Here is a 23605-nt window from a genome sequence, read left to right on the forward strand (position 1 = left end):
TTTAATGACTATGCAAGATTATGGAGCTTCCAGTATTACAGTCCTTGAAGGACTTGAGGCGGTGCGTAAGCGCCCCGGAATGTATATCGGAAGCGTTACAACCAGGGGACTTAATCATCTTGTATATGAGATCGTCGACAATGCTGTCGATGAGCATCTGGCAGGGTATTGTTCCAGGATAACAGTCACTTTGGAGGCTGATGGAAGTGCGACTGTTGAGGATAACGGTCGAGGAATTCCTGTCGGTATGCATGCCAAGGGCTTTACTGCCGAGCGTGTGGTACTTACTATGCTCCACGCGGGAGGTAAGTTTGATAATAATTCTTATAAGACCAGCGGAGGCTTACATGGTGTAGGTTCCTCCGTTGTTAATGCGCTTTCAACATGGCTGAAGGTAAGGATCAAGAGAGAAGGCTATATCTATGAGGATGCCTACGAAAGAGGTATTCCTACAGTCAAATTGGACAATGGCCTTTTAACACCGCTTGGAACAACCAAGGAAACCGGTACTACCATCAGCTTTCTTCCGGATGACACCATTTTTGAAAAGACAAGGTTCAGAGAGGATGATATCAAGTCAAGACTCCATGAGACTGCATATCTAAACCCTGAGCTCACAATAGTTTTCGTTGACAAAAGGCCCGGTGTGGAAGAGTACATTGAGTTCCACGAGCCCGATGGAATAACAGGATTTATTCAGGACATGAATAAGTCCAAGGAAGCTGTTTGCGACGTTATCTCTTTTAGCGGAGAGAGCGACGGAGTTGAGGTTGAGGTGGCTTTTCAGTATGTAAATGAGTTCCACGAGGAAGTTCTGGGATTTTGTAACAACATTTACAACGCAGAAGGCGGTACTCACTTAACCGGCTTTAAGACCATGTTCACAAACATAATCAATCAGTATGCGAGAGAACTTGGCATTCTTAAGGATAAAGACATAAACTTCACCGGAACCGATGTAAGAAACGGAATGACAGCTGTTGTTTCGATCAAGCATCCGGATCCGAGATTTGAAGGACAGACCAAGACCAAGCTTGATAACCAGGATGCAGCCAAGGTTGTATCCAAGGTTACAAACGATGAAGTAACAAGATTCTTTGACAGAAATATTGAGATCCTTAAGTCGATCATAGGTTGTGCCGAGAAGGCTGCCAAGATCAGGAAGACTGAGGAAAAAGCTAAGACCAATATGCTTACCAAGCAGAAGTATTCCTTCGATTCCAACGGTAAGCTTGCTAACTGCATAAGTAAGGATGCAACAAAGTGTGAGATCTTCATTGTAGAGGGAGATTCCGCCGGTGGTTCTGCCAAGATGGCAAGAGACAGAAACTATCAGGCTATTCTTCCTATAAGAGGTAAGATCCTCAACGTTGAGAAAGCCAGTATCGACAAGGTTCTTGCAAACGCAGAGATCAAGACCATGATCAACGCCTTTGGCTGCGGATTTTCCGAAGGCTACGGCAATGACTTTGACATCAACAAGCTTCGCTATGACAAGATCATCATCATGGCCGATGCCGACGTAGACGGTGAGCATATTTCAACACTTTTGCTTACACTTTTCTACAGATTCATGCCGGAGCTTATTTATCAGGGCCATGTATATCTTGCAATGCCACCTCTTTATAAGGCACTTCCTGCAAAGGGCAAGGAAGAGTATCTCTATGATGATGTAGCTCTTGCCAAGTACAGAAATGCCCATAAGGGAAAGAGCTTCACGCTTCAGAGATATAAAGGTCTTGGTGAGATGGACCCTGAGCAGCTTTGGGAGACAACGCTCGATCCTGAGAGAAGACTCCTTAAACTGGTAGAAATTGAGGATGCCAAGATGGCGTCCCAGATGACGGAACTTCTTATGGGTGTAGATGTTCCGCCCAGAAGAGAATTTATTCACATGCATGCTACTGATGCTGAGTTGGATATTTAAGGATGGTTATAAATGGAAGACAGAATTATCAGAACTGAATATTCCGAGATCATGCAGAAGTCCTTTATCGACTACGCCATGAGCGTAATCGTGGCTCGTGCACTTCCGGATATCAGAGACGGACTTAAGCCGGTTCAGAGAAGAACTCTCTATGATATGTATGAACTCGGCATCAGATATGACAAGCCTTACAGAAAGAGCGCAAGAATTGTCGGTGATACCATGGGTAAATATCACCCTCATGGCGACAGTTCTATCTATGACTGTCTTGTTGTAATGACCCAGGACTTTAAAAAGGCTATTCCTCTTGTTGACGGCCACGGAAACTTCGGAAACATCGAAGGCGACGGCGCTGCTGCCATGCGTTATACCGAGGCGCGTCTTTCAAAGGTAACTCAGGAGAATTTCCTTGAGGATTTAAACTTAAACGTAGTTGATTTCCTGCCTAACTTTGATGAGACAGAAAAAGAGCCATCGGTGCTCCCTGTTAAGATCCCCAACTTCCTCATAAACGGAAGCGAAGGTATCGCAGTAGGTATGGCGACCAGTACACCTCCTCACAATCTTGCTGAGGTAATTGATGCACAGATCGCCTACATTCAGAATGACTCTCTTACAACAAAAGACCTGATGAAGTACATCAAGGGACCTGACTTCCCTACAGGCGGAGTTGTTATCAACAAGGACGAGCTTTTAGAAATCTATGAGACTGGTATCGGTAAGATCAGGATAAGAGGTAAGGTTGAAACTGAAAAAGGTAAGAACGGCCACATAAATCTGATCATTACAGAGATTCCTTATACCATGATCGGAGCCGGCATCGGTAAGTTCATGGCTGATGTTGCCGAACTTGCTGAGAAGAAGATCACCAATGACATTGTTGATATTTCAAACCAGTCTTCCAAGGAAGGAATCAGAATTGTAATAGAGCTCAAGAAGGACACTGACGTAGAGAACTTTACAAACCTCCTCTACAAGAAGACCAAACTTGAGGATACCTTTGGCGTTAACATGCTGGCCATCGATAACGGACGCCCTGAGACCATGTCTTTAAAAGAGATCATGAGAGCCTGTGCGGACTTCCAGTTTGAGATCGCCACAAGAAAGTATCAGACACTTCTTAAAAAAGAGCAGGACAAGAAAGAAATCCAGGAAGGTCTTATCAAGGCCTGCAATGTGATCGACCTTGTAATTGAGATCCTCAGAGGCTCCAAGGACAGAGCAATGGCTAAGGACTGCCTTGTAAACGGAAACACAGAAGGCATTAACTTTAAGTCCAGAGAGTCCAAGGCAATGGCTGCACAGCTCCTGTTCTCAGAAGCTCAGGCAGATGCTATTTTGGAGATGAGACTCTACAAACTCATCGGTCTTGAACTTGATGCTCTTATCAAGGAACATGAGCAGACAGTAGCCAATATCTACAAATACGAGGATATTCTTGAGAGCCATGAGTCCATGTCAATGGTCATCCAGAATGAGCTCACCAAGATAAAGAAAGAATATCAGAGACCCAGAAGAACTGTAATCGACAACAGAGAGAATGCAGTTTACGAAGAAAAGCCCGTTGAAGAGATCGATGTAGCATTTATCATGGACAGATTCGGATATGCCAAGACCATCGATGCTTCAACCTATGAGAAGAATAAAGAGACTATCCAGGCTGAATTTAAGTTCTCATTCATCATGAAGAACACCGGCAAGATCTGTTTCTTTACCAATACAGGTAATCTCCATACCGTAAAGGCTATGGACCTTCCTCAGGGCAAGATGAGAGATAAGGGTATTCCTATCGACAATGTCAGCAACTTTGATACTTCAAAAGAGACAATTGTCATGGCTTCAAGCCAGTCAGACCTTAATCTCTACAGGCTCCTGTTTACAACCAAGATGTCCATGATGAAGGTTGTTGACGGCGGAGAGTTTGATGTTTCAAAGAGAACCGTTGCTGCCACCAAGCTCCTTGAAGGAGATGAAGTTGTAAGCGTAGAGGTTATTAAGACTCAGAAGACAGTCGTGCTCAGAACAAACGATGGATACTTCCTCAGATTCCTCATTGAGACAGTACCTGAGAAAAAGAAGATAGCAGTCGGCGTAAGAGGTATGAGGCTTACAAAGAATGACTACATCCGAGATGTCTTTTTCCTTAATGACATGGAAGAAAAGAGCATTGAACACAACGGTAAGGAGCTTCATTTAGGGCACCTTAAGATAACCAGCAGAGATACAAAGGGAACAAAGGTAAGACTATGAGAGTAATTGCAGGATCTGCCAGGAGACTAAGACTTGTGACTCCTGAAGGAAATGACACAAGGCCAACACAGGACCGTATTAAGGAAACTTTATTTAATATGATCCAGAACCAGGTTCCTGGTGCTGTGTTTGTGGATCTGTTCGCTGGAAGCGGCGGAATCGGAATAGAGGCACTCTCAAGAGGTGCAAGCAAGGCTTACTTTGTTGAGAATGCAACAAATGCCTACAAGTGCATAATGCAGAACCTTAAGACCACTCATTTTGAAGAAGATTCTGTGGTCCTTAAGCAAGATGTTGTTCTGGCGCTTCGCGGCATTAAGGAAAGTGAAGTTGATATAATCTTTATAGATCCTCCTTATCACGGAGAACTCTATGAGAGAACGCTTTCCCAGCTTTCTCAGATGAGCTATGTTACTGAGAACACAATGATCATTGTCGAGAGTGATAAAGACTACGATTTCTCTTTTGCAGAGGACTATGGATTCGAGGTTCGCAAGGAGAAAGAGTATAAGAGCAATAAACATGTTTTCCTGTACAGAAAGGGCAACTGATTATGAAGACTGCTGTATATCCGGGAAGTTTTGATCCGGTAACACTTGGACATCTGGACATTATAAAGCGCGCATCCAGCATGTTTGATGAACTGATCGTAGCTGTAATGTGCAATTCATCTAAAACTCCATTGTTTACCCTTGATGAACGTGTTAAAATGTTAAAAGAATCTGTGAAGGACCTGCCAAATGTGCGAATCGAGTCTTTTGGCGGACTTCTTATTGATTATTGCAAGGAGAATCAGATCCATATCATCATCAGGGGGTTACGAGCCATAACTGATTTTGAATATGAGCTTCAGATTGCACAGATCAACAGAGAGTTATCACATCATGAGGTGGATACCGTATTCCTTACAACCAGCCTTGAGTATTCATACCTTAGCAGCTCAGTTGTAAAAGAGATCGCAAGTTATAATGGGGATATTACAACCTGCGTTCCGGAATTTATAGCCACTGAGCTATACAAAAAATACGGATTCAAATAAATTCGGGGGTATTTATCATGACCAGCAGAATAGAACAGCTTATTGACGAGATCGAGACATATATAGATAATTGCAAACCACAGCCTTTATCTCAGACCAAGATCATTGTCAACAAAGAAGAGATTGACGAGCTTCTTAGAGAGCTTCGCAGCAAGACACCTGAGGAGATCAAGAGATATCAGAAGATCATCAGCAACAAGGAAGCAATTTTAAATGACGCGCGCAAGAAGGCTCAGGAGCTCATTGATGAGGCAACTGCTCACACCAATGAACTTATCAACGAGCATGAGATCATGCAGCAGGCATATGCACAGGCCAATGAAGTAATCTCACAGGCTGCTGCCCAGGCCAAGGAAATCCTTGACAAGGCAACAATTGAGGCCAATGAGATGAAGGCAGCTGCTGTACAGTACACAGATCAGCTTCTTGAGAACGTTGATTCCATCATAAATCAGTCAATTGATGCAACCAGCAAGAATAACGACGAGATTATCGAGTCAGTTAAGCAGAACAGCATCAATATTGTAAAAGAGGTAACTCAGAGCAATGACAGCATTCTCTCTGCACTTACTCAGTACAGCGAGATCATCAAGTCAAACAGAGCGGACCTTCGTCCACCTGTAGGCGGTGCTTCTGCAGGAACCGGCTCAGTTGTTACAACTGAAGATCAGGGCGCAGCTTTGGATGATGGAAGTTTAAATCTTGATATGCTTAACTAAGTAGCGATTACTAAGAGCTGCCGCATTATTGCGACAGCTTTTTATCTTTAATAGGAGTTTGGGGGATATTATGAAAAAGCTTATTTCGTATATTTTTACTTTTGTAATGATATTCACAGCTATATTTGGAGCTATTTCGATCGATACAAATGCAGCATCTAAGAATGTGGTAGTTGTAATTGATCCGGGACACGGCGGAGAGGGAGACAGAAACCTTGGTGCCCAGTATAACGGCCTTTCAGAGAAGGCTCTTACTCTTCAGGTTGCCAATGCCCTGAAGTCTGAGCTTGAGAAATATGACGGAGTTACCGTATATACCACGAGAACCACTGACACAGCCATTTCACTTGAAGACAGAGCAGCATATGCAAAGAGTGTCGGAGCAGATTTTGTATTCAGTATTCACTTCAATGCTTCAAGTGATCATGCGTTTTATGGCTCAGAAGTATGGACATCTACCTTTGGTAATTATTATGTGGCAGGTGCTAACTTCGGCAATATTCTTCAGTCAGAATGGAGTGGACTGGGCCTTTATCAGAAGGGTGTCAAGACAAGGGTTGGATCTTCCGGTAAGGACTACTACGGAATCATCAGAGCCTGCGTTGCAAGGAATATCCCTTGCGTTATCATGGAACATGCATACCTCGACCATGGCGTGGATGTATCAAAGATAAAAACTGCTGACTTTATTGGCAAGCTTGCTGCAGCTGACGCAACAGCAATTGCTAAATACTTTAAGCTTAAATCAAGTACCACAGGAGCTGATTATTCAGGCTTTAAATACACTTCAGTTAAAAAGCCCGGAAGAGTTCTTTATCAGGATGAAACAGGACCTGAGAAGTGCGAAATCAAGGTTCTTGCTTACGACTTTGCCAGCGGAAACGTGCTTGTTGAAATGACGACCAAGGACAGCCAGAGTCCTGTCATCTACTTTACATACAGCTATGATGGCGGTAAGACCTTTAATACTCTGCAGATGTGGGACAGGAGTAAGTCGACACAGTCCTTTAACGTTAAGGTTCCTAGCGGAACTGTAAATCCAACAATAGTCTGTGCTGCTTACAACAACTATGAAAAGGGCACTTTAAGTAATCCTGTTCAGGTGGCAGCTACATTCAATTATTAAGGGAAAAGACATTGAGACTTGATAAATTTCTTTCGGAACAAAATATCGGTACCAGAAAGCAGATAAAAGAATATGTAAAAAACGGAAGATGCTCTGTAAACGGGATACCTGCTTCAAAGGCTGATATGCATATCGATGAAAACAGCGATGAGATCGCTTTTGACGGAATAGTCCTTAGTTACAGCAAGTATCATTACTATTTGCTGAATAAGCCTGTAGGCGTTGTGAGCGCCACAAGAGATGGCAGGAACGAAACGGTGCTTGATCTTTTATCCGGAGAAAATGTAAAAGGTCTTTCTCCCTGTGGAAGGCTTGATATCGACACAGAAGGGCTGCTTCTTATTACAGATGACGGGGATCTGATCCACAGACTCCTTTCACCTAAAAAACATGTGGATAAGGTCTATGAAGTACATATCAGACAAGCTCTTTTACCTGCTGATATAGAGAAGCTTGAAAAGGGCGTGAATATCGGTGATAAGAAGGATGATGGAAGCATAGATTACACACTTCCTGCTAAGGTTGAGCTTTGTGATGACAAGGACGAAGAAGGATATCCGGTGATTTTCCTTACCATTCATGAAGGCAGATTCCATCAGGTAAAGAGAATGCTTGAAGCTGTTGGGAATGAAGTAATGTTTCTTCGCAGAATCTCTATGGGAAGTTTAGAGCTTGGCGACGACCTTCCTGTCGGTGATTACAGGCCACTTACCGAAGAAGAAATAAATGAATTAAAGAAATAGGATGATTTATGAAAGATATAAAGCTTAATGATTATGAAGCGGTGATCTTTGACCTCGATGGATCACTTGTTGATTCCATGTGGATGTGGAAGGCTATAGATATTGAGTATTTGGCGGGACATGGAATAGAGGCTCCAAGCACTCTCCAGAAGGATATAGGCGGAAGAAGCTTTGTTGAGACTGCCGTTTACTTCAAGGAGAGATTTAACCTTAAGGATTCGGTTGAGAAGATCGGCGATGACTGGAATAAAATGGCATGGGATAAATACACAAGCGAAGTACCTCTAAAGGAAGGTGTATCAGACCTTTTGGAAAAGTGCGAAGAAAACGGTATTAAGCTTGGTATTGCTTCAAGCAATTCAACAGAGCTGATAAAACAGGTGCTTTCTTCACACGGAATAATGGATAAATTTCAGAGCATCAAGTCAGGAACACAGGTAGTTAAGGGGAAACCAGCGCCTGACATTTATCTTACGGTTGCGGATGAACTGGGAGCTGAGCCATCAAAGTGTCTTGTCTTTGAAGATCTTGTGGATGGCATCAAGGCTGCCAAGAATGCCGGCATGACTGTTGTTGCAGTAAGTGATGATTATTCAAGGCACAGCGATGACCTTAAGAAAGAGCTGGCAGATGATTATATAGAAGATTATTGGGGATTTACTGAAGAATGAAGAAATATAAAGGCGACTTTGGATATATAGAATATAGGAAAAAGGTTACGATAATAAGAACGGCTGTGTGTCTGGCTATTACGCTTGCGATTTTTGTAATCGGTCTTGTGATAAACGGAACACAGAAAAATGTCTTTTCCATAATAGCTGCTCTTGGCTGCCTTCCGACAGGCTGGAGCGCAGTTAACATGATAATGTTCATTAGAGGAAAGGGCTGCAGCGAAAGTGATCATAGCCAGATTGAGGCGCATAAAGGGAATCTGCTTGTTTACTATGATCTAGTCATCACCAGTTATGACAAGAATTACAACGTGGCTGCTTCTACGGTTCTTGATAAGAACATCTGCTGTTACTGCTCTGATAAGTCAGTAGATTGCGAAGATATAGAGAAGCACATTAAAAAGATGATGGCTCAGAGTGGATACTCAAGCTACAGCATTAAGGTCTTTAATAAGCTTGATACTTTCCTAGGAAGGCTTGATCAGCTTGAGAAGCTAAGGGCTGAGAAAAACATTGACCCTCAGGCAATCGAGGATGCGTGGGTTCCGGGAACAACTCAGACACCGGCGGGAATTCTTTTATCAATATCATTATAGGCGGTTAAATGAAAGAGATCATAGTTGGCGAAAATGAACAGGATAAACGTTTTGACAGATTCCTTAAGGGCTATTTAAAAGAGGCTTCAAGCGGCTTTATTTACAAGATGCTTCGCAAGAAGAACATTACCCTTAATGACAAAAAGTCAGACGGAATGGAAAAGCTCAAAAAAGGAGATGTAATAAAGATCTTCTTTACTGATGATACCCTGAATAAGTTTCGCGGAACTGAGGCAGATTCTGATAAAGAGTGCCCGGAATTGTTATCTTATAAAAAGATTGGTGAACTTCACGTTATTTACGAGGATGACAATATTGTTCTTGTAGATAAACCTGCAGGAGTTCTTTCTCAGAAATCGCAGAAGGATGATGACAGTTTAAATGAGTGGCTCATCGGATATCTTTTGAATAAGGGTGATATCACAGCAGAGAGCCTTGATACCTACAGGCCTTCGATATGCAACAGGCTGGACCGAAATACCAGCGGTATTGTGATCTGTGCCAAATCACTTGTAGGCGCACGTAAGATGAACGAGCTTATCAAGGACAGAAGCGTTGGGAAGTTCTACCGCACAATTGTTAAGGGCAGGATCGATGCAGACTTTTCACTAAAAGGTTTTTTGTCAAAGGATGATAAGAAAAACAAGGTTGTAATTCTTGATAAGGATCCGCATGACCCTGCATATTCTTATGTTGAAACCGAGTTTCATGTTGTATCCTTTGACAGAGAAAAGGATATGACAATGCTGGAGGTTAAGCTGATAACAGGTAAACCTCATCAGATAAGGGCTCATTTAGCGAGTATAGGCCATCCTATTCTCGGAGATATAAAATACGGCGGAAAAGCTTATAAGGGACTAAACTTTCAGCTTCTCCACAGCTACAGACTTGAATTTCCAAAGGATTTAAAAGAGCCTTTTGAAGGGCTTTCAGGTAAGGAGTTTACGGCTCCTATGCCAAAGGAATTTAATATATTTGAATAAGAGGTAATTATGCCTACATGGAAATCTCGTGGACTCAGGGGATCCACGCTTGAAGACATGGTCAACAGAACAAATGAGAGGTACCTTGAACTTGGACTTTGTCTTATTCAGAAAATTCCCACACCTATTACGCCAATAAATATTGAGAAGGAGACACGGCACATAACGCTTGCCTACTTTGATCAAAAGTCAACCGTGGACTACATTGGTGCAGTCCAGGGTATTCCTGTGTGCTTTGATGCCAAGGAATGCGCAACAACATCTTTTGCACTGCAAAATATTCACCAGCACCAGGTTAACTTCATGGAAAGCTTTGAGGAGCAGAATGGAGTTGCATTTTTTCTTATCTACTTTACGTCTTTAGACGAATTCTATTACCTTCCCTACAGAAACTTACGCGTTTTCTGGGACAGAGCACAGGCAGGAGGCAGAAAGAGCTTTCGCCATGATGAACTGGACCTTAAATATGTAATAAAAAAGCACAAGGACCCGGGGCTTTTAATCCCTTATCTTGATGCAATGCAGATTGACCTTGAAGAGAGAGAATAATTGTTTGACATATTGTTTGATATAATGTAAACTCTTTTCTATGGTAGCGAATTATCATAGTAGCACTGCGCATTACTAAAGTGAGGTAGACATGAATAAAGTACTTTTACATACTCCCGACGGAGTAAGAGATATCTATGGTTCAGAATGCAGCGACAGACTGATCGTAAGAGACAAGATCCATGAGAAGATGAAACTGTATGGATATGAAGATATAGAAACGCCTACGTTTGAATTTTTCGATGTATTTGCTCAGGAGATAAATGCCAGCGATGCGAGAGAACTGTACAAGTTCTTTGATAAAGACGGAAATACAATGGTTTTAAGACCCGACTTTACACCATCTATTGCCAGATGTGCATCCAAGGTAATGCTTGAAAATCCTATGCCGGTAAGAGTTGTTTATCAAGGCAGCACATTCCTCAATACTTCAAGTCTTCAGGGCAAATTAAAGGAAACAGGCAATATAGGCGTTGAGCTCTTCAAAGATGATTCTGTATACGCTGACGCTGAGATGATAGCTCTTTTAATAGAATCTCTCTTAAGCTCAGGGCTGAAGGACTTCCAGGTCAGCATCGGTGATGCAGAGTACTACAAAGGCATCTGCGAAGAAGCCGGTATTGATGCAGAGACAGAGGTCATGATCAGGGAGCAGATCGTTCAGAAGAACTATTTTGCTGCAGAGAGCATTCTTGCTGAGAGAAATATCCCTGAGAAGTATAAAAATCTGATAGTCAAGGTTGCTGAATTTATCGGTTCAGATGAGGCCCTTGATAAGGCTCAGGAACAGGTGTCAAACGAGAGAAGCTTAAATGCTATAAAGCGCCTTAAAAGGCTTTATCAGGTACTTAAAGAGTATGATGTTACCCAGTATGTTTCATTTGACCTTGGAATGCTGAGTAAATTCAATTATTACACAGGTGTCATTTTTAGCGCATACACCTACGGAGTAGGCGATGCCATTGCTAAGGGAGGAAGATACAACAACCTCCTTGGAAAATATGGTCAGGAAGCACCTGCTATTGGCTTCGTAATTCTACTTGATGACCTTTTGTCAGCTCTTTACAGACAGAACGTTGAAATGGAACATGAGAAGCAGACTGTATATACTGAGTTTGATGAAGAGAGCTTTAAGGCTAAACTGTCTGAAGCTATAGAAATGAGAAAATCAGGCCAGAAAGTGGCTTTGGCATACAGAAAGGCATGAGTGGTGAATTTATGAGATATCTTACATTTGCCCTTGGAAAGGGACGCCTTGTCAACTCAACCATGGAGATACTTAATAAATGCGGGATTGAGTGCGAGGAGATATTAGATAAAAAGACGAGAAAACTTATTTTTACCAATGAAGAGCTTAAGCTTAAGTTCTTTTTGGCAAAGGGACCTGATGTGCCGACCTATGTTGAGTATGGCGCTGCGGATATTGGTATTGTAGGCGCTGACACTATCCTTGAGGAGAACAGAAGAGTTTACGAAGTCTTGGATCTCGGCTTTGGAAAGTGCAGAATGTGTGTCTGCGGACCTCATGAGGCAAAAGAGCTTTTAGAGCACCGCGAGATGATAAGAGTTGCAAGTAAGTATCCAAATATTGCCAAGGATTACTTCTACAATAAAAAGCATCAGACGGTTGATATAATTAAGCTCAACGGCTCGGTAGAGCTTGGACCTATTGTTAATCTTTCAGATGTGATCGTTGATATTGTTGAAACCGGATCAACACTCAGGGAGAACGGACTTGAGGTTCTTGAGGAAATCTGTCCCCTTTCTGCAAGGATGATCGTGAATCAGGTCAGCATGCAGATGGAGACTGAGAGAATAAGAAAGCTCATAAATGACATTAAGGAGAATTTGGAATAAATGAGAACACTTAAACTTACAGAAGAAACAAAAAAAGAACTTCTTGGAAATCTCTTAAACAGAAATCCCGGAAGTTATGGTGAGTATGAAGAAACAGTAAATGGAATAATAACTGATATCCGAAATAACGGCGATAAAGCTCTATTTGAGTACACAGAGAAGTTTGATAAGTGCGTTATTGATGCAAACTCAATAAAGATAACAAGGCAGGAAATAGAAGAGGCTTACAAGGCACTTGACCCTGAATTTGTAGAAGTAATGAAGAGGAGTGCTGAGAATATCAGAGCCTTTCACGAGAAGCAAAAGAGGAACACCTGGATCGATACCAAGGAAGACGGAAGTATTCTGGGACAGAGAATTCTTCCTATCGAGATTTCAGGCGTTTATGTTCCCGGCGGAAAAGCAGCTTATCCATCAAGTGTTCTTATGAACGTGGTTCCTGCCAAGGTTGCAGGTGTTGAGAGGATAGTAATGTGCACGCCTCCCGGCAAGGATGGTAAGGTTAATCCCGGAACCCTGGTTGCAGCTGATATAGCAGGTGTTACGGAAGCCTATAAGGTAGGCGGAGCTCAGGCTATCGCTGCTATGGCATTTGGAACAGAGTCAGTACCTAAGGTTGATAAGATAACCGGTCCCGGCAATATCTTTGTAGCCCTCGCCAAGAAGGCTTGCTTTGGACATGTTTCAATTGATTCTATCGCAGGTCCCAGTGAGATTCTTGTTCTTGCTGATGAGAGCGCCAATGCAAGATATGTGGCTGCCGATCTTTTGTCACAGGCTGAACACGATGAGATGGCAAGCGCTATTTTGATTACTACATCACAGGAACTTGCAGATAATGTGTCAAAAGAGATTGACGGATTTTTGCAGACTCTTTCAAGAGCGGATATAATAAAGAAGTCCTTAGATAACTATGGATATATTTTTGTAGCAGAGAATATGGAGGATGCCATCGAAGCAGCCAATGCAGTAGCATCTGAGCACCTTGAGATAATTACTGTTAATCCGTATGAAACAATGACAAAAATTAGGAATGCAGGTGCTATTTTCCTTGGGGATTATTCTTCAGAACCTCTCGGAGACTACTATGCAGGCCCTAATCACATTCTTCCTACAAACAGAACTGCAAGATTCTTCTCACCGCTTTCTGTTGATGATTTCGTAAAGAAAACAAGTATTATTTCGTACTCAAGAGCAGCACTTGAGAAAGTACATGATGATATTGAACTCTTTGCAAAGCAGGAAGGACTTACAGCTCACGCTAATTCCATTGCTGTAAGGTTCGAATAAGATTGTCTGATATAGTCAACGTGACTGATCTGGTCAATGCTTAAAAATTACACTTGTAATCATTGAAAAGTGCACCAAAATTGCAAGTTTACTTTCTAAAACGTATATAAAATGCAAGTTTACATATATTTTATAATTAGAATTTACAATATTTTGTAAACTGCATATAAGGAGACACAAGCTATGGAAAAAAGAGTTGCAGAAGTGACACGAAAAACGCAAGAAACTGACATCAAGGTTTTACTTAACCTTGACGGGTCAGGAGCTTCAAACATCACAACGGGCATCGGATTCTTTGATCATATGCTTCAGGGATTTACAAAACACGGCTTTTATGACATGGATGTCACAGTAAACGGAGACCTAAATGTTGATGGTCACCACACGGTTGAGGATACCGGAATCGTGCTTGGACAGGCCATTTCTAAGGCTTTGGGCGACAAAAAGGGTATAAAGCGTTACGGAAGCATGATCCTTCCCATGGATGAGACTTTGGTAATGTGTGCAATAGATCTTTGCGGAAGACCGTATTTTGTGATGGATGCTGAATTTACAGCACCTATGGTAGGTGATTTCGATACACAGCTTGTAAAAGAGTTTTTCTATGCAGTTTCATATTCTGCAGCAATGAATCTTCACATCAAGGTTTTAAACGGATCTAACGATCACCACAAGATTGAAGCGATATTCAAGGCATTTGCAAAAGCGCTGGATGAAGCATCAATGATAGATCCGAGAATAGAAGGCGTACTCAGTACAAAAGGAGCACTTTAAGCATGAAGAACAGTGTTAAAAAAATAGTCGGTGCAATATATTTGAAAAACGGTCGTGCAATGAAAGGTTTTGGAAGCGACCAGGTATGCGAGTTTGATGCAGTTTCCGAAGGCGAGAGATTATCAAATTCAAATGCTGACGAAATCATAGTTTTTGATCTTTCACCGGCAGGCGATGATAAAGCTCATGAAGAGTCTTTGGATGTGATCAAGGATATCTGTAAGGCTGTTGATGTCCCTGTTATCGGCGCAGGCAATGTCAAGAGAATGGAGGATATCAAAAAGCTCCTCTATGCAGGCTGTAAGAGAGCTGCCCTTAACTTTTCAAAAGAAGGTAACGCTGATATCCTGAAGGAAGTATCAGAGAAATTCGGCAAAGATAAGATTGTTATCTGCTACGAAGATGCTTCTTCTGTGACAGAAAGAAAAGACGATGTCCTTACCTTTGCTTCCGAGCTTGTGCTCGTTACCACGGATGAATCTAAGATTACGGATCCGGGCATTGACCTTCCTGTTATGGCTGTGTTTGATGCAGATGATCTGCCCTATAAAGATCATCCTGAAGAGCTCTTTTTTAAGTATGACTTTATCGACGCTGTATCCGGAATAAATGTAAATTCCAATGCACAGCGTATAAATCAGATAAAAGATCTTTTGACAGAAAAAGGAATTAAGATAAGCGCGCTGGAACCTGCATTTACATGGGATCAGCTTAAAAAGAATTCTGATGGAATGGTTCCTGTTATCGTTCAGGACTACAGAACAGATCAGGTTCTGATGCTGGCTTACATGAATGAAGAGGCATATAACAATACGCTTAGAACAGGTAAGATGACATACTTTAGCAGGAGCAGAAATGAGCTCTGGATAAAAGGCGAGACCAGTTCGCACTTCCAGTATGTTAAGTCTCTAACAGCAGATTGCGATCTTGATACCATTCTTGCCAAGGTTAAGCAGATTGGCGCTGCATGTCACACCGGAAGTTATTCCTGCTTCTTTAACGAGATAGCTAAAAAGGATTATTCCGAGAAGAATCCGCAGAAAGTTCTTGATGCAGTATTTGAGGTTATAAAGGACAGAAAAGATAATCCAAGAGAAGGTTCTTATACCAATTATCTCTACGAAAAAGGAATCGATAAGATTCTTAAAAAGGTCGGTGAAGAGGCAACCGAGATGGTTATAGCCGCTAAAAACCCGAATGAAAATGAAGTTATTTACGAAATGAGTGATTTCCTGTATCATATGATGGTCCTCATGGCTGTTAAAAATGTCAGCTGGGAGGATATAACAGACGAACTGTCAAGACGATAAAGGAAAAAGTATGAATTACAATTTAGCATTAACAGATGAGGCGCTGCTTACTATCGAAAAACCCGAGAGATACATCGGCAATGAGGTAAACAGTGTTGTTAAGGATAAGGGGCAGATCGATATAAGATTTGCCTTCTGTTTTCCTGATGTATACGAGATCGGAATGTCCCATCTGGGCATTCAGATCCTTTACGGAATGTTCAACTCTTACGACGACGTATGGTGCGAGCGTGTGTATTCTCCATGGATGGACATGGATGCACTTATGAGAGAAAAGAACATTCCTCTTTTTGCGCTTGAATCTCAGGACCCTGTTAAGGACTTTGATTTCCTGGGCTTTACCATCCAGTATGAGATGTGCTACACGAACATATTGCAGGTTCTGGATCTTTCAGGCATTCCTCTTAAAACTGCAGACAGGACCTGGGATGACCCAATAGTCATTGGTGGTGGCCCTTGTACCTATAACCCTGAGCCTATTGCGGATTTCTTTGATATTTTCTATATCGGAGAGGGTGAGACAAGATATCGCGAGCTCTTTGACCTGTATAAGGATGCGAAGAAAAGAGGTATCAGCCGAATGGATTTTCTTCATGAAGCTGCCAAGATTCCCGGCATCTATGTACCATCATTTTATGATGTGAAGTACAAAGAAGACGGAACAATTGCATCCATGGAGCCGATTTTTGATGATATTCCAAAGACCATCAAAAAGGAGATGTGCACTGACCTTTCTCACGAGTTTTATCCAACTAAGCCTGTAGTTCCCTACATCAAGATCACACAGGACAGAGTCGTTCTTGAGATCATGCGTGGATGCATAAGAGGATGCAGATTCTGCCAGGCAGGACAGCTTTATAAGCCTCTGCGTGAAAAGGACGTGGATTATCTTAAGAATATTGCCATAGAAGCTCTTGAAAACACCGGATATGAGGAGATTTCATTAAGCTCCTTAAGCTCAAGTGACTATTCAAAACTCCCTGAGCTTATCGACTTTTTGATAAAGAGCTGCAATGAAAAGAAGATAAACATATCTCTTCCGTCACTTAGAATAGACGCATTTTCTCTGGATGTAATGAGTAAGGTCCAGGATGTAAAAAAGAGTTCTCTTACATTTGCACCGGAAGCCGGAACCCAGAGGATGAGAGATGTTATCAATAAAGGTCTCACAGAGGAGGATATTCTGAGGGGCTCACACGAGGCGTTCCTTGGCGGATGGAATAAAGTTAAGCTTTATTTCATGCTGGGACTTCCTACAGAGACAGATGAAGATATCTATGGCATCGGCGATATAGCGAATAAAGTTGCTGTGGAATATTTTGAGACTGTGCCCAAGGAAAAGAGAGGCGGTCGTACGATAGACATCGTAGCAAGTACTTCATTCTTTGTGCCTAAGCCTTTTACTCCGTTCCAGTGGGCACCCATGAACACTAAGGAAGAGTTCCTTGATAAAGCCAATAAGACCAGAAAAGGAATCATGTCACAGCTTAACCAGAAGCATATCAAATACAACTGGCACGAAGCTGATGCAAGCATGATGGAAGGCATTTTTGCAAGAGGCGATCGAAGGCTCTGCGACGTTATTCTCAGAGCTTATGAAAAGGGCTGCGTTTATGATGCCTGGAGTGAGTACTTCAAGTTTGATACATGGATGGAGACCTTCAAGGAATGCGGAGTTGATCCTTTCTTCTACACCACAAGAGAACGAGCTGATGACGAGATATTCCCCTGGGATATCATCGACTGTGGCGTAACAAAAGCCTTTATGCTCAGAGAGTGGAAAAATGCCCTTGCAGGTAAGAAATCAATAAATTGCAGACAGGGATGTTTGGGATGTGGTGCAGCTTCCTATGGAGTCGGAGTTTGCACGGAGAGTAAATAATGCATAAATTACGTTTGAAATTTTCAAAAAACGGACCGATAAAGTTCATAGGTCATTTGGATGTCATGCGATATTTTCAAAAGGCCATCAGAAGAGCAGGCATTGATATCAAGTATTCAGAAGGCTTTAGCCCACATCAGGTGTTATCTTTTGCACAGCCTCTTAGCGTTGGAGCTACCAGCGATGGTGAATATCTTGATATGACTGTAAATTCCATGAGCAGTGTTAAAGATATCATGGACGGACTTAACAGTGTTATGAATGAAGGCATTAAGATCGTTGCCATTGCAGAGCTGGACGAGCGTGAAGAAAAGGCAATGACAACTTCATATGCTGCTAAATATCATCTGAAATTCAGAGAGAATTCAAAACCGGACTTCGACTGGGTGAGCGAGATGAAGTCTTATCTTGAAAAAGAAACTCTTCCAGCCGTTAAGAAGACAAAGAGCGGCGAAAAAGAGATCGATATGAAGCCGATGATATTAAATTATGAGTTCGGAGAAGACTACCTGGATATACTGCTGATGATGAGCAGTAAGGTTACATTAAAGCCGACTCTGCTCTTTGAGTATTTCTTTAAATCATTGGGAAAAGAGTTTAACACCGTATGGCTCGATATACACAGAGTGGATATTTACCGCGATTTTCAGGAAGGCGATAAAACATACATCGAACCATTTATAGCCGGTGATACAGACGAGAGAATATATATTAATGGCTGATATCTTTGTTTCTAACTATGATAATTATCCGATTGTTTCAGCTTATATAGACAATAAGCTGGAGTTTATTTCTGTTGTCCGTGATTCGGTGCTCGGCGATATTTATTTATGCAGAGTGGAGAATATCCTGAAGAATATTGATTCTGCCTTTGTGAGGTATCGCGATGATGAGCAGGGCTATGTTGCGCTCAAAAACATACTCCCAATTACCGTTGTTAATAGAAAGATCACTTCGTCATCAGAGCTAAGACAAGGCGATGAGATCGTGCTTCAGGTGGAGGCAGAACCTCTAAAGCTTAAGAAAGCCAAGCTTTCATCCCGATTATCTGTCTCAGGTAAATTCGTAGCTGTTACGCTTGGGAGAAAAGGTGTAGGAGCATCTTTAAAAATCTCTCAAGTTGACAGAAACAGACTCATTTCTTGTGCTAAGAAACACTATAAAGACCTGGCAGATGAATACAGTGTAAGGCTTAATGATGCAGATTTTGGCGTGATCGTAAGAACTGAAGCTGCTCGTCTTTCAGAGGATGATATAGATGAGAGCATTAGAGATGATATAAAGGCATGCATAGATAAAATCTGCGATATTCTGAACGTAGCAAAGAGCCGAAAGGTCTTTTCCTGTCTTCAGAAAAATGACAGTGCGGATGAAGCATATCACATTGAAAAAGCAAGGGCATTCATCAGGACCAAGACCTTAGATGAACCACGTATTCTTAACGAATCCGTAGTTTACAGTCTTAAAAAAGATATGGATAAGCTGCTCTATAACAGGGTGTGCCTTAAATCAGGAGCTTTCCTTATCATCGAACAGCTTGAAAGCTTTAATGCCATAGATGTAAATACAGGAAAAGCAATTTCCGGCAAGACAGATATTACATATAAAGTCAACATAGAAGCTGCCGATGAAATATTCAGACAGATAAGACTTCGAAATCTTACGGGAATGATACTTATAGATTTCATTAACATGAAAGACAAAGAAGATGTGCAAAAACTTTGTGATCATGTAAGAGCTCTTGCCAGAAAAGAAGTGGTACACACTGAATTTGTCGATATAACAGGGCTTGGCATTATTGAGCTCACAAGAAACAAAAACGATAAATCATTAAAAGAAATATTACAAAATAACAATCAAAGTGTTGACAACATGGAAAATGAATGATATTATACCATGGTATGCCGCTTAACTAGGCCTAAGTGGGTCTATCCCCGCCGAAGTTAGCGAGTTTTTTGAAGAAGGAGGTAACTTATGTACGCAATTATTGTAACTGGTGGTAAGCAGTACAAAGTTTCCGAGGGCGATGAGATCAAGGTAGAGAAGCTTGATGTAGAGCCTGGAAAAGAAGTAACATTTGATAATGTTATTGCAGTAAGCGACGACAATACACTCAAGGTTGCAGGCGATGTTAGCACAGCTAAGGTTAGCGCAACAGTTGTAGAGCAGGGACGTGCTAAGAAGGTTGTTGTTTACAAGTACAAGAGAAAGACTGGCTATCACAAGAAGAACGGTCACAGACAGCCATTCACAACTGTTAAGATCGACAAGATCACAATGTAATTTAAGCTGACAATATACAGATGACGACTATTACAATTACGAAAGCTTCAGATGGCAGTTACAAATGGATTGAATGCAACGGACATGCAGGATTTGCTGAATACGGTGAAGATATTGTATGTGCTGCAATCTCGGTACTGACGATCAATACTATCAATTCTGTTGAGAAGTTCACGGATGATAAGATATTGACCAGCCAGAATGAAGAAAAAGGTATATTGAGATTAGAGTTTGAGGATATTCCTTCCAAGGAAGCAGATCTTTTGATGAGATCCTTCGAGCTCGGTGTCACCAGTATATACGAACAGTATGGTAAGAAATTTTTGAACATTAAATTTAGGAGGGAATAAGTCATGATGAATATGAACCTTCAATTTTTTGCTCATAAGAAGGGTGTTGGATCAACCAAGAACGGTAGAGATTCAGAATCCAAGAGACTTGGAGCAAAAAGAGCTGATGGACAATTCGTGAAGGCCGGAAATATTTTATACAGACAGCGTGGAACACACATTCATCCTGGTGTTAATGTTGGGATCGGTAGCGATGACACATTATTTGCACTTGTTGATGGTGTTCTTAGATTCGAGCGCAAGGGCAAGGATAAGAAACAGGCCAGCGTTTATGCTGTAGAGAATAAGTAATTTTTGCAAAAGACAGGCTTCAAACTTTTTGTTTGAAGCCTATTTTTAACTAGTTGTATTTTGAGGTACTAATATGCCAGTATTTGTAGATAAAGCTAAAATCTTTATACAGAGCGGAAAAGGCGGAGACGGACATATCTCTTTCAGAAGGGAGAAATACGTTCCTAACGGCGGTCCTGATGGAGGAGACGGCGGAAAGGGCGGAGACATCATCTTTAAAGTGGATGAAGGAATAAACACGCTCTCAGACTTCCATTACGGCGGCAAGTATAAAGCTGAAAACGGTGAAAACGGAAATAAAAGGCGCTGCCATGGAAAAAATGGCGCTGACCTTATCATAAAGGTTCCAGAAGGAACTGTTATAAAAGAAGCAACTAGCGGTAAAGTAATCGCAGATATGAGCGGTGATAACAGAGAAGCTGTGATCCTAAAGGGCGGAAAAGGCGGAAACGGTAACATGCACTATGCTACCTCAACCATGCAGGCGCCTAAGTATGCACAGCCCGGTCAGCCTGCAATAGAGCTTGAGGTTTTACTTGAGCTTAAGGTGATCGCTGATGTAGGCCTTGTTGGATTTCCAAATGTTGGAAAATCAACCTTCCTTTCGAAGGTTTCAAACGCTAAGCCCAAGATTGCCAATTATCACTTCACAACGCTTACTCCAATGCTGGGTGTTGTAGATCTTGATGGTGCTAAGGGCTTTGTTGTTGCAGATATTCCCGGACTTATTGAGGGGGCTTCAGAAGGCGCAGGACTTGGACATGAGTTCTTAAGACATATCGAGCGAACCAGAATGATGATCCATGTTGTTGATGCAGCTTCAACAGAAGGCAGAGATCCTCTTGAGGATTTGGAAGCTATTAACAATGAGCTTAAGAACTACAATGCAGATATAACCAAGAAAATCCAGGTTATTGCAGCTAATAAGGTAGATATGCTTCCTGAGGGTGAGGATGCTGAGATCATAAAAAAGATCAAAGAGAAGTACGAACCTCTCGGTGTAAAAGTGTTTGCAACCTCCACACTAACTGGAAAAGGTATCAAGGAACTGTTATACTATGTAAGTAGGACCCTTTCTGAGATTGAGGACAAGCCTATTACCTTCGAACAGGAATTCTTCCCTGAAGAAATGGCTACAGAAGCTGATGAGGCATTTTCTGTTTACTACGATCAGGATGAGGCTGAATATGTTATTGAAGGTCCTAAGATTGAGAAAATGCTTGGCTATACAAACCTTGAATCTGAGAAGGGCTTTGCGTTCTTCCAGAAATTCCTTGCAGATACAGGAATTCTTGATCAGCTTGAGAGCCTTCACATTCAGGAAGGCGATACTGTAAGAATGTATGGCTACAGTTTTGAGTACTACAGAAATGCAGACACAGTACCTGCAGATGATGAGACAATAGATGAGGATGAAGAATAATGACATTAACAAGTAAACAAAGAGCTTATTTAAAGGGACTTGCAGCTGACCTTGAGCCGGTTTTCCAAATTGGAAAAGCCACTGTAACACCTGAGATCACCAGCGCAATTGCAGAGACCTTTAACACTCATGAGCTCGTTAAGATCACAGTGCTTAAGAACTGCCTTGCAGATGTTAAGGAAGTTGCAAACACTGTTGCTGAGAGAACAAGATCTGACCTTGTTCAGGTGATCGGAAGAAAATTTGTATTATATAAACCTTTTAAGGATGATCCGAAGATAATCCTTCCTAAGACTAAAAAGGCTGAGTAAACTCAAAAATATACCATGTTGGAGGCACTAATATGGAATGCAGAAAGATTGGTATACTGGGCGGTACATTTGATCCTATTCACAATGGACACCTTCTTCTTGGAGAGTCTGCCAGAGAGCAGTTTTCTCTGGACAGAATAATCTTTATGCCAAACAATCTGGCTCATTTAAAGAACAGGACTGAGATTTCAAGCGGCGATACCCGTTATCAAATGGTCAAAATGGCAATTGCGGATAACCCGTATTTTACCTGCTCAAGACTTGAAATTGATAAGCCTGAAGGCACATATACCATTGATACCATCAATGAGCTTAAGCTTATGTATCCCGGCGATGAACTTTATCTTATTCTCGGCGGAGATTCAATAATCGGTATTGATTCCTGGTATAAGGCAGATGAGCTCTTGAAATCCTGCGTAATTCTTGCGGCAGTCAGAGAAGAGGACGATCTTCCTGCTCTCGACAGAAAGAGACGTGAGCTTAATACAAGATTCGGTGCGGATATCAGGATAATGACCTTTAACAGAATTGATATTTCCTCAACAGACATAAGACAGCGTGTTAAGACAGGAAGATCTGTAAGATATCTTTTACCTGATGAGTGTATTGAATTTATGTGCATAAAGGGATTATACAGATGAAGATAATCGAAGTGTCTCAGAAACTGCGCAAGCAGCTTGAAAATGAACTTAAACCCGACAGATTTGACCATACCCTGGGAGTGGCATATACAGCTGCCAATATGGCCTTTTTGTACGGAGCCGATATTGAGAAAGCGCTTATCGCAGGATATCTTCATGACTGTGCCAAGTGTATGACTCATGAAGAACAGATCAAGATCTGTGAAAAGAATGATATCGAGATAACAGAAGTAGAGAGAAAGAACCATTCTCTTTTACATGCAAAAGTCGGTATGTATCTGGCCAGAACAAAATACGATGTCTATGATCCCGAGATTCTTGGTGCCATAAGATGGCATACCACAGGAAGAGAGGATATGACTCTTCTTGAGAAGATCGTATATATCGCCGACTTTATTGAGCCAAACAGAAGACCGCTTGAAAATATGGCTGAGATAAGAAAAGAGGCATTTACGGATCTCGACAAGTGCCTTGCACATATTCTGCATGATTCCGTGATCTATCTTAAGACAATCGGAAAAGAAGTTGATGAGGCGACTATGAACGCCTATGAATTCTATAAAAAATTCTACAAATAAAGAAAGAGGTTT

26 protein-coding genes are annotated in these 23605 nt (G+C 41.7%); all 26 read left to right on the forward strand.

Features of this window, described 5'->3' with window-relative positions; all coding sequences use genetic code 11:
- Positions 1-4: 4 nt before the first annotated feature.
- The 26 genes from G633_RS0102000 (at position 5) to yqeK (ending at position 23593) form a co-directional block, all read left to right on the forward strand.
- Positions 5-1927 (forward strand): DNA gyrase/topoisomerase IV subunit B, encoded by a 1923-nt coding sequence (locus G633_RS0102000; protein WP_022767186.1) that lies wholly within the window; start codon positions 5-7, stop codon positions 1925-1927.
- A 12-nt stretch (positions 1928-1939) separates the two neighbouring features.
- On the forward strand, positions 1940-4177 hold the full coding sequence (locus G633_RS0102005; protein ID WP_026518912.1) for a DNA gyrase/topoisomerase IV subunit A: 2238 nt from the start codon (positions 1940-1942) through the stop codon (positions 4175-4177).
- Positions 4174-4728 carry a 16S rRNA (guanine(966)-N(2))-methyltransferase RsmD gene (rsmD, locus tag G633_RS0102010; protein WP_022767184.1) on the forward strand — a complete coding sequence of 185 codons (555 nt, stop codon included), beginning with the start codon at positions 4174-4176 and terminating at the stop codon, positions 4726-4728. Before G633_RS0102005 ends, rsmD begins: the two co-directional genes overlap by 4 nt.
- 2 nt (positions 4729-4730) lie before the next feature.
- The gene (gene coaD / locus G633_RS0102015; protein WP_022767183.1) at positions 4731-5216 is read left to right on the forward strand and encodes a pantetheine-phosphate adenylyltransferase; all 486 of its coding nucleotides are present in this window, start codon (positions 4731-4733) and stop codon (positions 5214-5216) included.
- Between the two features lie 17 nt (positions 5217-5233).
- Entirely contained in the window at positions 5234-5935 is a 702-nt protein-coding gene (locus G633_RS17090; protein ID WP_035770388.1) for an ATPase, read from the forward strand.
- A gap of 70 nt (positions 5936-6005) precedes the next feature.
- A complete protein-coding gene (locus tag G633_RS0102025) occupies positions 6006-7061 on the forward strand; it encodes an N-acetylmuramoyl-L-alanine amidase family protein (RefSeq protein ID WP_026518913.1) in 1056 nt (351 codons plus the stop codon).
- An 11-nt stretch (positions 7062-7072) separates the two neighbouring features.
- On the forward strand, positions 7073-7804 hold the full coding sequence (locus G633_RS0102030; protein WP_026518914.1) for a pseudouridine synthase: 732 nt from the start codon (positions 7073-7075) through the stop codon (positions 7802-7804).
- Between the two features lie 17 nt (positions 7805-7821).
- The gene (locus G633_RS0102035) at positions 7822-8475 is read left to right on the forward strand and encodes an HAD family hydrolase (protein WP_026518915.1); all 654 of its coding nucleotides are present in this window, start codon (positions 7822-7824) and stop codon (positions 8473-8475) included.
- The gene (locus G633_RS0102040; protein WP_022767178.1) at positions 8472-9071 is read left to right on the forward strand and encodes a hypothetical protein; all 600 of its coding nucleotides are present in this window, start codon (positions 8472-8474) and stop codon (positions 9069-9071) included. The genes G633_RS0102035 and G633_RS0102040 overlap by 4 nt, the downstream gene beginning before the upstream one ends.
- 8 nt (positions 9072-9079) lie before the next feature.
- A complete protein-coding gene (locus G633_RS0102045) occupies positions 9080-10054 on the forward strand; it encodes an RluA family pseudouridine synthase (protein WP_026518916.1) in 975 nt (324 codons plus the stop codon).
- Positions 10055-10063: 9 nt separating this feature from the next.
- Entirely contained in the window at positions 10064-10603 is a 540-nt protein-coding gene (locus tag G633_RS0102050) for a Holliday junction resolvase RecU (protein ID WP_022767176.1), read from the forward strand.
- A gap of 91 nt (positions 10604-10694) precedes the next feature.
- The gene (hisZ, locus tag G633_RS0102055; RefSeq protein WP_022767175.1) at positions 10695-11810 is read left to right on the forward strand and encodes an ATP phosphoribosyltransferase regulatory subunit; all 1116 of its coding nucleotides are present in this window, start codon (positions 10695-10697) and stop codon (positions 11808-11810) included.
- An 11-nt stretch (positions 11811-11821) separates the two neighbouring features.
- Positions 11822-12460, forward strand: coding sequence for an ATP phosphoribosyltransferase (hisG, locus tag G633_RS0102060; protein WP_022767174.1), 639 nt, complete (start codon positions 11822-11824; stop codon positions 12458-12460).
- Positions 12461-13750 (forward strand): histidinol dehydrogenase, encoded by a 1290-nt coding sequence (gene hisD, locus G633_RS0102065; protein WP_026518917.1) that lies wholly within the window; start codon positions 12461-12463, stop codon positions 13748-13750.
- A gap of 183 nt (positions 13751-13933) precedes the next feature.
- Complete coding sequence (hisB, locus tag G633_RS0102070; RefSeq protein ID WP_022767172.1) at positions 13934-14524, forward strand: imidazoleglycerol-phosphate dehydratase HisB; 591 nt, start codon at positions 13934-13936, stop codon at positions 14522-14524.
- 2 nt (positions 14525-14526) lie between these two features.
- Positions 14527-15834, forward strand: a complete 1308-nt coding sequence (gene hisIE / locus G633_RS19660) for a bifunctional phosphoribosyl-AMP cyclohydrolase/phosphoribosyl-ATP diphosphatase HisIE (RefSeq protein ID WP_026518918.1) — start codon at positions 14527-14529, stop codon at positions 15832-15834.
- 10 nt (positions 15835-15844) lie between these two features.
- Positions 15845-17716 carry a TIGR03960 family B12-binding radical SAM protein gene (locus G633_RS0102080; protein WP_026518919.1) on the forward strand — a complete coding sequence of 624 codons (1872 nt, stop codon included), beginning with the start codon at positions 15845-15847 and terminating at the stop codon, positions 17714-17716.
- Between the two features lie 14 nt (positions 17717-17730).
- Positions 17731-18438, forward strand: coding sequence for a TIGR03936 family radical SAM-associated protein (locus G633_RS0102085; protein ID WP_196804212.1), 708 nt, complete (start codon positions 17731-17733; stop codon positions 18436-18438).
- The gene (locus tag G633_RS0102090; protein WP_026518921.1) at positions 18431-19603 is read left to right on the forward strand and encodes a ribonuclease E/G; all 1173 of its coding nucleotides are present in this window, start codon (positions 18431-18433) and stop codon (positions 19601-19603) included. Before G633_RS0102085 ends, G633_RS0102090 begins: the two co-directional genes overlap by 8 nt.
- Before the next feature lie 87 nt (positions 19604-19690).
- Complete coding sequence (gene rplU, locus G633_RS0102095) at positions 19691-19999, forward strand: 50S ribosomal protein L21 (protein ID WP_026518922.1); 309 nt, start codon at positions 19691-19693, stop codon at positions 19997-19999.
- 20 nt (positions 20000-20019) lie between these two features.
- Positions 20020-20349 (forward strand): ribosomal-processing cysteine protease Prp, encoded by a 330-nt coding sequence (locus G633_RS0102100; RefSeq protein ID WP_026518923.1) that lies wholly within the window; start codon positions 20020-20022, stop codon positions 20347-20349.
- Between the two features lie 3 nt (positions 20350-20352).
- Complete coding sequence (gene rpmA, locus G633_RS0102105) at positions 20353-20640, forward strand: 50S ribosomal protein L27 (RefSeq protein ID WP_022767165.1); 288 nt, start codon at positions 20353-20355, stop codon at positions 20638-20640.
- Positions 20641-20713: 73 nt separating this feature from the next.
- The gene (gene obgE / locus G633_RS0102110; RefSeq protein ID WP_026518924.1) at positions 20714-22063 is read left to right on the forward strand and encodes a GTPase ObgE; all 1350 of its coding nucleotides are present in this window, start codon (positions 20714-20716) and stop codon (positions 22061-22063) included.
- Complete coding sequence (gene yhbY / locus G633_RS0102115; RefSeq protein WP_026518925.1) at positions 22063-22374, forward strand: ribosome assembly RNA-binding protein YhbY; 312 nt, start codon at positions 22063-22065, stop codon at positions 22372-22374. The genes obgE and yhbY overlap by 1 nt, the downstream gene beginning before the upstream one ends.
- Positions 22375-22406: 32 nt before the next feature.
- Positions 22407-23015 (forward strand): nicotinate-nucleotide adenylyltransferase, encoded by a 609-nt coding sequence (gene nadD / locus G633_RS0102120; RefSeq protein ID WP_022767162.1) that lies wholly within the window; start codon positions 22407-22409, stop codon positions 23013-23015.
- Complete coding sequence (gene yqeK / locus G633_RS0102125) at positions 23012-23593, forward strand: bis(5'-nucleosyl)-tetraphosphatase (symmetrical) YqeK (RefSeq protein WP_022767161.1); 582 nt, start codon at positions 23012-23014, stop codon at positions 23591-23593. Before nadD ends, yqeK begins: the two co-directional genes overlap by 4 nt.
- The last annotated feature ends 12 nt before the right edge of the window (positions 23594-23605 follow it).

The sequence above is a fragment of the Butyrivibrio sp. FCS006 genome, from assembly GCF_000424525.1.
Classification (GTDB): domain Bacteria; phylum Bacillota; class Clostridia; order Lachnospirales; family Lachnospiraceae; genus Butyrivibrio.

What these genes read in the sequence shown, in the direction of transcription:
- obgE (WP_026518924.1), top strand. Translation starts at nt 20,714, where the DNA reads ATGCCAGTATTTGTAGATAAAGCTAAAATCTTTATACAGAGCGGAAAA.
- coaD (WP_022767183.1), top strand. Translation starts at nt 4,731, where the DNA reads ATGAAGACTGCTGTATATCCGGGAAGTTTTGATCCGGTAACACTTGGA.
- G633_RS0102080 (WP_026518919.1), top strand. Translation starts at nt 15,845, where the DNA reads ATGAATTACAATTTAGCATTAACAGATGAGGCGCTGCTTACTATCGAA.
- G633_RS0102100 (WP_026518923.1), top strand. Translation starts at nt 20,020, where the DNA reads ATGACGACTATTACAATTACGAAAGCTTCAGATGGCAGTTACAAATGG.
- G633_RS0102045 (WP_026518916.1), top strand. Translation starts at nt 9,080, where the DNA reads ATGAAAGAGATCATAGTTGGCGAAAATGAACAGGATAAACGTTTTGAC.
- rpmA (WP_022767165.1), top strand. Translation starts at nt 20,353, where the DNA reads ATGATGAATATGAACCTTCAATTTTTTGCTCATAAGAAGGGTGTTGGA.
- G633_RS0102005 (WP_026518912.1), top strand. Translation starts at nt 1,940, where the DNA reads ATGGAAGACAGAATTATCAGAACTGAATATTCCGAGATCATGCAGAAG.
- rplU (WP_026518922.1), top strand. Translation starts at nt 19,691, where the DNA reads ATGTACGCAATTATTGTAACTGGTGGTAAGCAGTACAAAGTTTCCGAG.
- G633_RS0102090 (WP_026518921.1), top strand. Translation starts at nt 18,431, where the DNA reads ATGGCTGATATCTTTGTTTCTAACTATGATAATTATCCGATTGTTTCA.
- G633_RS0102025 (WP_026518913.1), top strand. Translation starts at nt 6,006, where the DNA reads ATGAAAAAGCTTATTTCGTATATTTTTACTTTTGTAATGATATTCACA.
- G633_RS0102040 (WP_022767178.1), top strand. Translation starts at nt 8,472, where the DNA reads ATGAAGAAATATAAAGGCGACTTTGGATATATAGAATATAGGAAAAAG.
- yhbY (WP_026518925.1), top strand. Translation starts at nt 22,063, where the DNA reads ATGACATTAACAAGTAAACAAAGAGCTTATTTAAAGGGACTTGCAGCT.
- G633_RS0102050 (WP_022767176.1), top strand. Translation starts at nt 10,064, where the DNA reads ATGCCTACATGGAAATCTCGTGGACTCAGGGGATCCACGCTTGAAGAC.
- nadD (WP_022767162.1), top strand. Translation starts at nt 22,407, where the DNA reads ATGGAATGCAGAAAGATTGGTATACTGGGCGGTACATTTGATCCTATT.
- rsmD (WP_022767184.1), top strand. Translation starts at nt 4,174, where the DNA reads ATGAGAGTAATTGCAGGATCTGCCAGGAGACTAAGACTTGTGACTCCT.
- hisZ (WP_022767175.1), top strand. Translation starts at nt 10,695, where the DNA reads ATGAATAAAGTACTTTTACATACTCCCGACGGAGTAAGAGATATCTAT.
- G633_RS0102000 (WP_022767186.1), top strand. Translation starts at nt 5, where the DNA reads ATGACTATGCAAGATTATGGAGCTTCCAGTATTACAGTCCTTGAAGGA.
- G633_RS17090 (WP_035770388.1), top strand. Translation starts at nt 5,234, where the DNA reads ATGACCAGCAGAATAGAACAGCTTATTGACGAGATCGAGACATATATA.
- hisB (WP_022767172.1), top strand. Translation starts at nt 13,934, where the DNA reads ATGGAAAAAAGAGTTGCAGAAGTGACACGAAAAACGCAAGAAACTGAC.
- hisG (WP_022767174.1), top strand. Translation starts at nt 11,822, where the DNA reads ATGAGATATCTTACATTTGCCCTTGGAAAGGGACGCCTTGTCAACTCA.
- hisD (WP_026518917.1), top strand. Translation starts at nt 12,461, where the DNA reads ATGAGAACACTTAAACTTACAGAAGAAACAAAAAAAGAACTTCTTGGA.
- hisIE (WP_026518918.1), top strand. Translation starts at nt 14,527, where the DNA reads ATGAAGAACAGTGTTAAAAAAATAGTCGGTGCAATATATTTGAAAAAC.
- yqeK (WP_022767161.1), top strand. Translation starts at nt 23,012, where the DNA reads ATGAAGATAATCGAAGTGTCTCAGAAACTGCGCAAGCAGCTTGAAAAT.